Source organism: Salegentibacter profundi (genome assembly GCF_054121475.1).
The window spans coordinates 1-12,780 of the sequence record NZ_JBSYGG010000006.1 but is presented as its reverse complement, the minus strand read 5'-3'; the positions used below and the strand labels follow the sequence as shown (position 1 = coordinate 12,780).

Annotated in this window: 10 protein-coding genes; 5 read left to right on the top strand and 5 right to left on the bottom strand. The window is 38.9% G+C overall.

The features are described from left to right. Positions 1 to 72: 72 nt before the first annotated feature. A complete protein-coding gene (gene gdhA / locus ACW6NC_RS09510; RefSeq protein ID WP_457865532.1) occupies positions 73 to 1,416 on the bottom strand; it encodes an NADP-specific glutamate dehydrogenase in 1,344 nt (447 codons plus the stop codon). Positions 1,417 to 1,620: 204 nt separating this feature from the next. Here gdhA and ACW6NC_RS09505 point away from each other — a divergent pair, with 204 nt between their 5' ends. After that, the gene (locus ACW6NC_RS09505; RefSeq protein ID WP_457865531.1) at positions 1,621 to 2,397 is read left to right on the top strand and encodes a THC0290_0291 family protein; all 777 of its coding nucleotides are present in this window, start codon (positions 1,621 to 1,623) and stop codon (positions 2,395 to 2,397) included. Here the strand turns inward: ACW6NC_RS09505 and pncA are convergent. The 3 genes from pncA to ACW6NC_RS09490 are packed head-to-tail and all read right to left on the bottom strand — an operon-like array spanning position 2,394 to position 4,962. Then, positions 2,394 to 3,005: a bifunctional nicotinamidase/pyrazinamidase gene (gene pncA, locus ACW6NC_RS09500; protein WP_457865530.1), complete on the bottom strand. Its 612-nt coding sequence runs from the start codon at positions 3,003 to 3,005 to the stop codon at positions 2,394 to 2,396. The two genes, ACW6NC_RS09505 and pncA, sit on opposite strands and share 4 nt — an antisense overlap. 5 nt (positions 3,006 to 3,010) lie before the next feature. Then, positions 3,011 to 4,414: a nicotinate phosphoribosyltransferase gene (locus ACW6NC_RS09495; RefSeq protein WP_457865528.1), complete on the bottom strand. Its 1,404-nt coding sequence runs from the start codon at positions 4,412 to 4,414 to the stop codon at positions 3,011 to 3,013. An 8-nt stretch (positions 4,415 to 4,422) separates the two neighbouring features. Then, complete coding sequence (locus ACW6NC_RS09490; RefSeq protein WP_457865526.1) at positions 4,423 to 4,962, bottom strand: macro domain-containing protein; 540 nt, start codon at positions 4,960 to 4,962, stop codon at positions 4,423 to 4,425. 335 nt (positions 4,963 to 5,297) lie between these two features. Between ACW6NC_RS09490 and ACW6NC_RS09485 the strand changes: the two genes are divergently transcribed. From ACW6NC_RS09485 to ACW6NC_RS09470, 4 genes are all read left to right on the top strand, one after another. Further along, entirely contained in the window at positions 5,298 to 6,236 is a 939-nt protein-coding gene (locus ACW6NC_RS09485; protein ID WP_457865524.1) for a Gfo/Idh/MocA family protein, read from the top strand. Between the two features lie 411 nt (positions 6,237 to 6,647). Beyond that, positions 6,648 to 6,956 carry a chemotaxis protein CheB gene (locus ACW6NC_RS09480; protein WP_457865523.1) on the top strand — a complete coding sequence of 103 codons (309 nt, stop codon included), beginning with the start codon at positions 6,648 to 6,650 and terminating at the stop codon, positions 6,954 to 6,956. Then, entirely contained in the window at positions 6,940 to 10,689 is a 3,750-nt protein-coding gene (locus ACW6NC_RS09475; RefSeq protein ID WP_457865521.1) for a CheR family methyltransferase, read from the top strand. The genes ACW6NC_RS09480 and ACW6NC_RS09475 overlap by 17 nt, the downstream gene beginning before the upstream one ends. Positions 10,690 to 10,693: 4 nt before the next feature. After that, entirely contained in the window at positions 10,694 to 11,071 is a 378-nt protein-coding gene (locus ACW6NC_RS09470) for a response regulator transcription factor (protein ID WP_457865520.1), read from the top strand. 16 nt (positions 11,072 to 11,087) lie between these two features. Here the strand turns inward: ACW6NC_RS09470 and ACW6NC_RS09465 are convergent, their stop codons facing one another. Beyond that, positions 11,088 to 12,116, bottom strand: coding sequence for a chemotaxis protein CheB (locus tag ACW6NC_RS09465; RefSeq protein ID WP_457865518.1), 1,029 nt, complete (start codon positions 12,114 to 12,116; stop codon positions 11,088 to 11,090). Positions 12,117 to 12,780: the final 664 nt, after the last annotated feature.

Genomic DNA, 12,780 nt, shown 5'->3' with positions numbered 1-12,780 from the left:
ATTATTTATTCGAAGATATAAAAAATGCCGCTCCGGGAAAGGAGCAGCATTTTCTACTAAAATTATATTATTTTAAACCACGCCCTGAGCTAACATAGCATCAGCAACCTTAACAAATCCAGCCACATTTGCTCCTTTCACATAGTCGATATATCCATCTTCCTGCTTACCAAATTCAACACAACGGTCATGAATTTCGTTCATAATAGCATGAAGCTTGGTATCTACTTCTTCAGAGGTCCAGTTATAGCGCATGGAGTTCTGAGACATTTCTAAGCCAGAGGTGGCCACACCACCGGCATTCGAGGCTTTGCCCGGAGAATAGAGAATTCTAGCATTTTGGAAATGCTCAACAGCTTCAGGTGTACAAGGCATATTTGCTCCTTCTGCAACGCAGATGCAACCCTTATCCACAAGTATTTTAGCATCCTCTTCAAGAAGCTCATTTTGAGTAGCACATGGAAGTGCTACATCGCATTTTACTTCCCAAGGAGTTTTCCCTTCAAAATATTTTGCTGAGGCATACTCATCTACATATTCGCTTATGCGACCACGCTTGACATTTTTCAAGTTCATAATAAATTGAAGCTTTTCCTCTGTAATACCATTTTCCTCATAAATATAACCTCCGGAATCTGACATAGTAAGCACCTTACCTCCAAGCTGTAGTACCTTTTCTGCAGCGTACTGAGCGACATTCCCTGAACCCGAAATGACCACTGATTTTCCTTCAAGACTGTCCCCTTTGGTTTTAAGCATATTTTGGGCAAAATATACGCTCCCGTAACCTGTAGCTTCAGGTCGAATGAGGGAGCCTCCGTAGGAAAGACCTTTCCCGGTTAAAATCCCGGTAAATTCATTTTGAATTCTTTTATATTGTCCAAAGAGGAAGCCCACCTCTCGTGCTCCCACTCCTATATCACCCGCAGGCACATCGGTATTTGCACCAATATGGCGGGTTAACTCCGTCATGAAGCTCTGGCAAAAACGCATTACTTCATTATCCGATTTTCCTTTTGGATCAAAGTCTGAACCTCCTTTACCACCGCCCATAGGCAATGTGGTTAAGCTATTTTTGAATACCTGCTCAAAAGCAAGGAATTTAAGAATACTTAGGTTTACAGATGGATGAAAACGCAAGCCCCCTTTATATGGTCCTATAGCAGAATTCATTTGGATTCTGAAACCACGGTTCACCTGAATATCCCCTTTATCATCCAGCCATGGTACTCTGAACATTATTACACGCTCGGGTTCTACCATCCGCTCAAGTAACATTTTATTCTGGTATTTCTTATTTTTTTCTATAAAAGGAAGGACGGTTTCAGCAACTTCGCGAACCGCTTGCATAAATTCGGGTTCGTTTTGATTTCTTTTTGATACCTTATCAAGAAAATCTTTTACATTTTGTTCCATAATTATATTGGTGCTAATAGATTTTACAATAAAATTGGGTCACCCCCTTGCAAATATATGGGTTATTCAAAAAACTAAGAGTATTTTTTACCATTTCATATAATATTAACGTATAATTCTTTAACGATTATGAGCCTCGTCATATCAAAGAAAAATTGTTGACGTAGTTTTTATATATTTGTTATTACTTCAATCCCGAGGTGCATGTACTATATCAAGATAATCTTAGTCTTTTTCTTTCTTTTGGTACTGCAAAACGGCCGAGTCAATGCCCAATTCGGCATCTCCCATGAAATAGGAGTCTTTGGGGGACCGGCAAATTTCCTAACAGATTACGGAGAACGGTGGAATTTGCAAGCCAATATTGCCAATGCAGGTTTGGGTCTGGGTTTATTACATTTTATGAATCTTGCTTATTGCAACGAATGTAATTATCAAAGGACTGATTCCTGGTTTGCAAGTCATTTGCGCCTACGCAACGAACTTACCTGGCTGAGATCTAACCTTGAACATCATGGCCCTGTTGCTTCTAAGAATAGCATTGGAGGGAAGTTGCTTCGTGCTATGCATGGAAAGACCAATGTCCTCGAGGTAGGAACACTTTTAGAATATCATCCTTTGAGAATCAGGGACTTTACCAATTTCGGTTATTGGTTCTCCCCATATATTGGAATGGGGGCTCATTTAGTAACTTATAAGCCGGATGCTTACTCCGATGTAGGTTCACTGGAAAATCCTAAAAATGTTTTTCCTGCATTTGTCGGTGGCATCAATCTGGAACGAGGCTCAACTTATTCTATCGTAGGAGTTATGGGAGCAAGATACAGACTGGGATGGCGCCACGACCTAATGTTTGAAGGGCGTTGGCATTACTATGGAAATGATTGGGTAGACGGTCTAAACCATGATGTGGTTGCTAATAAATTTAATGATGTTGTGTTCTGGGTTGGAATTGGTTATGTTTATTACATTAATTTTTAATCAATTATTTCCTCTGAAGTTATAATCCTGCCGCCATTTTCGAGAATATCTTTTTTCGCTTTTTTAAAATCATTAGCATCCAGAGGCCGAGTGGCATCTTCAATAAGTACAGCTTTAAAACCTTCTTTTAAAGCATCTTTAACAGAAAAAAACACACAGTATTCCGCAGCCAATCCGCAAAAGTATAACTCCTCTACTCCTTTTTCGCGAAGGTATCCTGCTAAACCGGTAGACTTTAAATGTGCATTATCATAAAAACCACTGTAGCTGTCAATATTGGGATGGGTGCCTTTCCTAAAGATGGCCTCGATTTTGGCAGTTTTCAGGTACCTATGAAAATTCGCCCCTTTTGAATTCTGCACACAATGCTCTGGCCATAGAATTTGGTCTATTCCATTAAGGTTTATACTCTCAAATTCCCTCTTACCTGGATGGCTTTTTGCAAAACTAGCATGAGCTTTCGGGTGCCAGTCCTGGGTTGCAATGACAAGATCAAAATTATCCTGAAGTCTATTGATTAAAGAAACGATCTCATCTCCGCCTGGAACGGCCAGAGCCCCACCGGGGATAAAATCATTTTGCATATCTATAATTACTAATGTTTTCATAATAGTTATTTTTTAAATGAAGAAATAAGCCGGTCTCGTTCCTCTTTAAGATTCTGGCTGATCCCTACTTTATAAATATGTGGATTATTAAATCGCTTGTACTCGGTAGGAAGTTCTTCAAGTCTCTTCATACTGTAACCAGCTATTTCTGTAAGACTTTTAAAGTCCATTATTATCGCGCCGTTGCGCATGACCGGTTGAAGTAACTCTTCCAGTTTGAATCCAATTAATTCCATAGATTTAAATGGCTCGAAGGGATGGTACATTCGATCAGGTTTTTCCTCGTTAAAGAGGGTGACTATATCAGCTCCTATGGCCTCCCCTTTTTCATTCTTTACTCTGTACACCTGTTTTTTATGGGGAAGGGTGATCTTAATAATGCTCTCAGAAATTTTGATACGAGGTTTTCCTCCGGCGAAAGTAAGCTTATAAACCCCGTCCAGGGCACCATCCGGGCTTCCGATAACTAGGTTGGTGCCTACACCAAAAATATCTATAGGAGCTTGTTGTTCAAGCAAACTCTTAATTACAAATTCATCAAGTTGATTGGATGCTGCAATCTTAACATAATCAAGACCTGCCGCATCAAGCATCATCCTGCTCTGTTTTGCAAGATAAGCAAGATCCCCACTATCTAATCGGATGGCGAGTAACTTTTCTCCCTTTTTCTCCATTTCCCTGGCGACCTGTATCGCGTTAGGCACGCCACTTTTCAAGGTGTCGTAAGTATCTACAAGTAACACACAATTCTTCGGTCTCCCTTTAGCAAAATCCCTGAATGCTGAGAGTTCGTTGTCATAGCTTTGAATAAAAGAATGTGCCATGGTCCCCGAAACCGGAATATCAAAATCCCTTCCGGCTAGCACATTGCTTGTTCCATTGAAACCTCCAACAACCGCTGCTCTGCTGGCATAATAGCCACCCGGTCCCTGGGCCCGGCGAAGACCAAAATCCAAGAGTGTTCTTTCTCCTGAAACAAGACGAATACGGTTTGCTTTAGTAGCAATCAATGTTTGGAAATTGAGAAAATTAAGTAAGAGGGTTTCTATGAGCTGAGCCTCAACAAGGGGAGCTTCGACCTGCAAAACAGGCCTTGTAGGGAAAACCACATCTCCCTCTTGTACTGAATAGATATTTCCATTAAACTTAAAATCTTTGAGGTAAACGAGAAATTCCTCATCGAAATCCTGATTTCTTAGGTAGGCAATATCTTCCTCAGAGAATCTAAGCTCATCTATTATTTTGAGTACATCCTGTAATCCAGCGAAGATAGCGTAACCGCCATTAAAAGGATTTTTTCTGAAAAAATAATCAAAGACGGCGATATCATTTTTATGACCTTGTTTAAAATACACCTGCGCCATGGAAAGTTGGTACAGGTCGGTGTAAGTGGCGGTGAAATCAATCATAAATAAGCTTAGTTTTTTTTGCTAAGCTCCCTGAAAATTGCTTCATAGATTTTCAGGTCACCTTCGCTATGAAGCACAAATTTAAGTTTTTGCAGATTGTTTAACTGGGGGACTTTCTTTAAAATTGTTTTAAAAGTAATTTCTGTTGCCTTTTTGAAAGGAAATCCAAAGGCACCCGTGGAAAGGGCCGGAAAAGCAATACTGCTTATTTTATATTCTTCGGCCAGTTTTAGAGCATTCAGGTAACAATTGGCCAGAAGTTTTTCTCCAGGTTCATCCTGCCCATAAACAGGTCCCAAGCAATGGATTACATATTTATTAGGCAGGTTGTACGCTTTTGTGATTACAGCCTCACCAGGAGAAATAGGAGCCAAATGTTTACATTCCTTGTATAGCATTGGCCCTGCTTTGCTATGGATTGCACCTGCGACTCCACCACCAGAACGTAATTCCGCATTGGCAGCATTAACCACAACTTCAACCTCGTTCTGTTGTGCTATATCACCTATTGAAATCTCAATCTCCACCTGTTTGTACATCTTTTTCATGGCTGATAATTTTAATCAGAAGTTACAAAAACTTTGGCTTGTCAGGAAAAGTTTATTTACTGGACACATCCTTAAGTCTTACTCCTAATTGACCATTTACCTGTTAATAAATTTTATGACCATAGGTTTAACTTTTTAAGTCTAATCTTAAAATACATTAATTAATTTCTTTTTATGTTTTGTAATGTTGAGGAAGGGTGAAATTCATACAATAATCATAGCAGCGTGGGATCTGCAAAAAGAATAAATTTTTGAATACCTTTAATGAAACTTAATGGTCATATTTCCATCCCCTCATTCAACAAAGTGAATTCCGAAATAAATAACCCTGGAAAATGGCAAAAATTCGTCAAATGTTCAAAAACCCAAAAATTAAAATTGCATTAATAGGATTAGGGAGAATTGCTCAAAAAGCTTATTTACCAATTTTAGCTAATCATCCTAAAGTAGAACCGATACTTTGTACAAGAAACACCTCTACTCTAAAAACCCTTTCGAACCAATTTAGAATAAATAATACCGCTTCTACTATAGATGACCTTATACGCTCAAAACCGGATGCAGCAATGGTTCATAGCTCAACTGATAGTCATGCACTTATTCTTTCTAAATTATTAAATGCAAAAATTCCTGTTTTTGTGGATAAACCTTTGAGCTATTCTCTAGATGAATCTGAAAAGATAATTGATCTTGCCGCTAAATATAGATTACCTCTTTATCTAGGATTCAACAGGAGATTTGCGCCTCTAATTAAATCAATCTCCAAGGTACCGGATCCTATTCAGATATCCTGGGATAAGAATCGTGTTGACTTACCAGACACCCCGCGAATTTTTATTTTTGACGATTTTATTCATGTAATAGATAGCCTTCGATTTTTAGGAAAAGGGACTGTGCAGAATGTAAACGTTGTTTCCAGAGTTAAGGAGGAAAAGTTGGAAAACATACAAGTTCAGTGGCAACAAGGAGAAACCCTTCTCCGAGGAGGGATGAATAGAATTAGTGGTATAACAGAGGAAAGAATCAATTTATTTTCAGAAGGGAATAAATGGGTTATTAATAATTTAAATTCTGGAATTCATTTTACTAAAGAAGAAGAAAATCCGTTGAAATTTGATAATTGGGAATCTACCTTATACAAACGCGGTTTCGTAGACATGATTGAAGATTGGATAAATGTTTTAGAGCAAAAAAGCTATGACCCGGAATCCATGGAGGATATCTGGGCAACTCATCACTTATGTGAAACTATCTTAAAGAAAGTTTCAAAGTAATTTTTGAAGGCTACAAACCGAATTCCTTGTCTCCCGCTCTGAGCTTAAGAATACCTAAAACTAACCGTAACCAGGAGGGAATGTGCCGGAAGGTGATTTCTTTCAAATCTCATCAGGATTACTGGATAAAATTCTTCCACTGCAGGACACCAAATCAGCTACAGGGTTTTGGTAAACTGCTCATCTAATAAAACCTCTTGATGACCTTCTGAATCCTTTCACAAGCCTGATATTTATTAGAAAAAGATTTGAGAATCCTTTTAGAAAACCTTATCTTGATCACTAATTGTTCATGCCTGTCATAACTTTGTAAAAGCGATTTCCGGTTGCAATAATCTAGTGATTTTTAATTTAACAGAATTCCCGGAGATGTTTCCTATAAATGGATCTGGTAATAAAACCAGCTATAAAATGAAGCACAATAACCACGAATCAAGTACTAAAAATTTTACAAAGTCTGCCAATAAATTTCCTGTTGTGGGGGTAGGAGCATCAGCCGGCGGTTTAGCTGCATTTAAAGAATTTATTCAAGCGATTCCAAAAGATTCTGGTCTTGCTTATGTACTAGTGCAGCACCTTGATCCAGAGAGGGAAAGTATGCTTCCCGAATTGCTGGAAAAATGCACCACCTTACCTATCATTGAAATTTCCGATAAGATTTTGGTGAAAGCCAAATCACGTGTACATAATTCCCAGCAATTGTATGTTGCTCTCAAATGACGGAAGGCTGCTGTTAAGTAAAAGGCCGCAAAAAGAAGAACATATCCCCAATTTACCTATAGATGTTTTCTTTAAGTCCCTTGCAGAAGTGCACCGGGAAAAAGCCATTGGGGTTGTTCTTACAGGAAATGGATCAGATGGCACAGCAGGTTTAAAAGCTATAAAAGACAGGGGCGGTATTACCTTTGCTCAAAACGAAGAGACGGCGGAATATGCCTCAATGCCCCGCCAAGCAATAATGGAAGGAAATGTAGATTTCACACTTCCTCCCCGAGAAATTCCGGGAAGAATTATTGAAGTAATTTCCAATTTATATGAGCCTGATGGTAAGGAAAAGAATCTAAAGAATGACAAGGCGGACACCTACAAACAAATTTTGGCCTTATTAAGAATCAGAAAGGGAACAGATTTTTCCTTGTATAAAGAGAGTACTATACGCCGAAGGATACTGCGCAGAATGAGCCTTAGCAGCAAGGAAGATCCTGCAGACTACCTGAAGTTCTTACGGATAAACCAACCAGAACAGGATGTTTTGCTACAGGATCTTTTAATTCCTGTTACAGAATTTTTTAGGGACAAAGAGGTATTTAAAAGTTTATACACCAAGGTTTTTCCTAAGATTCTAAAAAATAAAGATCAGGAGGCTACATTTAGGATTTGGATAGCTGGCTGCAGCACCGGCCAGGAGGTGTATAGTATAACCATTTGTTTACTGGAATTTCTCGAAGAAAATAATTTAAAAGTGAAGGTGCAGGTGTTTGGAACGGACATCAGTGAACCAGCTATTGTTAAAGCCAGGAATGGCGCTTACAAAAAATCTGAAATGGAAAATTTGAGTCCACAAAGGATTGATAGATTTTTCAACAAGGTAGACCACAAATACCAGATCAAAAAAGAAGTACGTGAAATGTGCGTATTTTCCATACATGATTTTCTTAAAGATCCTCCTTTCGGAAAAATGGATCTTATCGCCTGCAGAAATGTACTTATTTATCTTCAACCTTACCTTCAGAAAAAAGCACTTACCACTTTTCATTATGCGCTTAAAAAGAACGGGTACCTCTTGTTGGGTAAATCGGAAACTACTGGAAATGCCCCCGATCTTTTTACGCCTTCTGAAAAAAGTCATAAAATTTTCACCCCCCGGGATCGTCCGGGTAAATTTATGCACCTGGCCACCCAGCGCCAGGAGGAAAATTTAAAGGAATTTAGCAGGAATCAAAAACCAGAAGACCAGCGAACTGATTTTCAAAGAGCGGCAGATCAGATCATTCTTAACAGGTATACCCCTGCAGGAGTGGTGGTTGACGATACAATGGAAATTGTTCATTTTAGGGGGCGAACCGGTACTTTTCTTGAGCCACAGGCCGGAAAACCCAACCTGAACCTCCTGAAAATGGCGAAACCGGGATTGGCTTTTGAGCTTCGAAGTATCATTCACTATGCGAAAAAAGATAGTAGTGCTGTGATTCGGGAAAATATTCCTATCCAGGAAAACGGGGGGCAGCGAATGATTAGCATCGAAGCCATTCCACTGCAAAAATTGGCTGAACCTTTTTTTCTCGTTCTTTTTCACGATTCCATGCCACCAACAGCCGACCTCGGTGACAAACAACATGTAAAGAGAACCTCTTCTGAAGAAGCTGACGAAGATGAAAAAAACCTGCTCATCCATCAGTTGGAAAAAGAACTGGCCCAGGCAAGGGAAGATATGCGCAGTATTACCGAAGACCAGGAGGCCACCAACGAAGAACTGCAAAGTGCCAATGAGGAGCTGCAGAGTGGGAGCGAAGAATTACAAACCCTTAACGAGGAGTTGGAGACCAGCAAGGAAGAATTGCAAAGCACCAACGAGGAACTTACTACCTTAAACCAGGAATTACTGAGTATGAACAAGAATCTAACTATGGCAAGAAATTTTGCCATAGATATTCTTGAAACCGTAAGAGAACCTTGGATTGTTCTGGATAAAAAATTGCGAATAAAATCAGCAAATCGTGAATTTTACAAATCTTTTCGCACCTCAGAGGCGGCAACCGAAAATAAATCCATATTAAGCCTTGGCAATCAAGACTGGAATTTGCCGGAACTCGAAAAGCTGTTAAAAAAGATTTTTGGTGATAAATCAAAAATTACAGATTACGAGATCACCCAGGATTTCCCGTTAATAGGGGAACGTACTATGATTATAAATGCCCGGGAAATCTTTAGAGAAGAAGGTGGGGAACCACTGCTTCTGCTTGTTTTTACTGATATTACCGACAAAAGAATGGCTGAGGAATCCCTCGAAAAGAGTGAAGTGAAATTTAAAATCCTTGCCGAAACGATTCCGCAGCTTATTTGGATTACCAATGCGGCGGGAAAATTCGAATATTTTAATTCCAAATGGAAACACTACACCGGTCATAGCTCCGAAGAAAGCATTGAAAATAAATGGCTCACCTTTGTACATCCAAATGACGTTGCTCTTGTCCTGGAGCATTGGGACCATTCTCTTAAAACCGGAGATAAATTTTCTATGGAATACCGCCTCAAGAGCACAAATGGCACCTACAACTGGTTTCTTGCCGAGGCGCTTCCACTTTTCAGTACAGACGGGGAAATAATTAAGTGGTTTGGATCTTATACCAATATTCAGCTACAAAAAGAGGCTGAAAAGGTTTTAATAGAAAGTACCGAACAATTTAAACAACTTAGCGAACTTCTTCCCGATAAGGTCAATCACGCAGATCCTTCCGGAAAAATCATTTATTACAATAAAAGCTGGCTCAGCTATGTGGGCTTAAGCGCTGAAGAATTTCAGAAAAGAGGTTGGGCAGAATTTATACATCCTGAAGACATGGAGCGGGTCCAAAAAAAATGGGCTAATTGTTTGAAAACGGGAACCAATTTTGAAACCGAACTTCGGTTACTCAATAAGAGTGGGAATTTTAAATGGCATTTAAGTCGTATGGTTCCTATAAGGGATGAAGCCGGGGAAATTACGAAGTGGATTGGTACAAGTACAGAAATAGAAAAATTAAAAGAGGAAGAAAAGCGCAAAGAGGGCTTCCTGCAACTTGTTAGCCATGAATTGAAGACCCCCGTTACCTCTATAAAAGGTTATGTGCAACTACTGCTTAATTTATTAAAACGACAGCAAACAGATTTTGGTGGATTACCTTTAGAATCTTCCCTGGTGCGAATGAATGAGCAAATAAACCGTCTCAATAGACTTATTTCAGAAATTTTGGATCTTTCAAGGATAGAAGAAAACAAACTCGACCTTAAAAAGCAAGAGTTCAATCTTAATAAGCTCGTTGAAGAAACCATCCAGGATATTAACCGTACCGAAATAGATCATCATATTAAAATAAAACATGAGTTTAACTGCAATGTGAAGGCCGATAAAGATCGCCTTGGGCAGGTAATAATAAACCTGGTCACCAATGCCATTAAATATTCTCCGAAAAATAAAGACATTGAAGTGAAAATTTCAGAAATTGAAGAAAATCAGGCTTCCGTTCAAATTATCGACAAAGGAATAGGAATTTCAAAAGGTGACCAAAAGAAAATTTTTCAGCGTTTTCACCGAGTAGAAGGAAAAAAAGAAGATACCTATGCGGGACTGGGAATTGGTTTGTTTCTTGCCCAGGAGATCGTAGAACGTCATGGAGGATTTCTAACAGTAGATAGTGAATTAGGTAAAGGTTCCTCCTTCGCTTTTACGTTACAGTGTGAACAAAATAAGTAAATGAATGGAAACTCGTGATAAAAAATTAATGATCGTAGACGATGATCCCGGGATTGGAGAAATGCTAAAAGCTTTATTGGAATTTAGCGGGTATGAGGTTTTTGTTTGTGATAAACCGCTGGAAACGGCCCAAAAGATAAAGCAGCACCAGGTAAACCTGGTATTGCTGGATCTAAGACTATCGGGTGTTGACGGTACTGATATTTGTAGAATGCTAAAAAAAGATGAAGGTATTCAGGTGCCCATAGTAATGATGTCTGCCCTTTCTAATGCCGATGAGACCTGTAAAGGTGCCGGTGCTGACGATTTTATTTCCAAACCTTTTGAAATGAATGATTTGCTGGAAAAAATAGAGGCGGTTCTTGCAAGACAGGAGCGATAAGTACCAAATAAATGACTTAAACAGGTTCCTTATTTATATCTGTACTAAGTGCTGTTAGAAAAGATTTTAAACGGTCAATATGTTTTCTGACATCAGCGAGCCGGTCCTCATGAAATGAAGACAGTTCCTGTCCTCCCTCTGAATTTTCCCGTTTTGCCATCAGTAAAATTAGATTTTCTTTTTCCTCGAGCATTCGCAAGGACACCCAAATAGATTCTTCAATATTCATGTCCTGCAGCTCATTGAGCTTCTTTTCAGTAAAAACATGTCCTGTATGGCATCTATAGCGGTTCAAAGGATCCTTTTTTATGGCCCATAAACCACCACCACAGTCAGGACAGGTAAAATCACTGCGATCAGCAATTTTCTTCATGTTATTAATATCGGTCATGACTTTTTCGGTTATTTGTGCTTCAATCTGAATTTCTGTAGGTACAGGTTTTTCCGGTGGAAGCGGTCGGTTTAATATTTTTTCAAAAATATCAGGGATATCCTCGAGTCGGGCCTGGTAATCAACTTTAATTTTATTGAGAACACTTTGGGGCATATCTGAGAATTGCGCTTCTTTGGGATCCTGAATTATACATAATCCCCCGCAGCGTTGGATAGCATCCATACCGGAAGTGCCATCTTCAAAAAGCCCCGTTAAAATCAGCCCAATTGTCCTGTGTCCGTAATTAGCAGCCGCAGACCTGAAGAGAACGTCAATAGAAGGGCGGTATTTATTTTCATGAGGCCCCTGGTTTAAAATAATCCTGTCGTTTTTAACCATTAACTGGTGCTCAGGAGGAGCCACATACAAATGACCCTTTTGGAGTGGAATTCCATCTTCTGCAACACCACAAATTAAACCAGAATTTCGCTCAAAATTATGTGCAATATGTTGGCTATTCGATTTCCTGGATACATGGATTACCACGACAACAACAATATCCATTTCTTTTGAAAGTCTCGCGATCACATGGTTTACCGCTGGCAGGCCTCCTGCTGATGCTCCAATAACAATGAGGTTTCTAAACTCGCTTTTATTCCTGCTGTTGTCCATCTGCACTTTTTCCAGTAGGGTTAATTACTATTCAAGTTTTGCTTAACAAGATAGCATTTACCTTAGATGAAGCTTTTTTTTAGTTTATAAAATTATGCTAAATATTCTGATTTCCGCCGTGGTCAATAATTTTTTCCTGTTTTTCTTCAAGTTCCAAAAAACATTTAGGAATTGGCCTTCTTTTAAAAAATCAGCGAACTCTTTTGAAAGAGGCGTACCCTGTGCAATGAAACCACCCTAACTCCGTTTTACCTTACCCCACTTCTCATCGATCAAAACATCCCATCGTCTTCGATTAAGGCTTAGACTTATTAGGTTATTCCTGATTGGCTAATCATCAATTATCCGGGGTTCCATAAACCCACTAATTTTTTTATTGATGATTTTTATAGGCTTACGGAATATCCTTTTTTCATTTCTAAATAAATGGTCAGTCCATTAACATACAGTAGATCTATAATGGGTTTTTATCAAATTCAACGAGATTAAAATAAGTCAATAATACTTCAGGAAGGAATAAGCTTAACAGGAATAAATCAGTCTCTTTATTCATTATAAACTATTTATCCGCAAAGGAAGCTATTTTCGGATCAATCTCAAAAGTTGTGTGTGAATTAAAATAATAGTTTGATTTTTGCTTTCTAAACAAGAAGCATTGGATCCA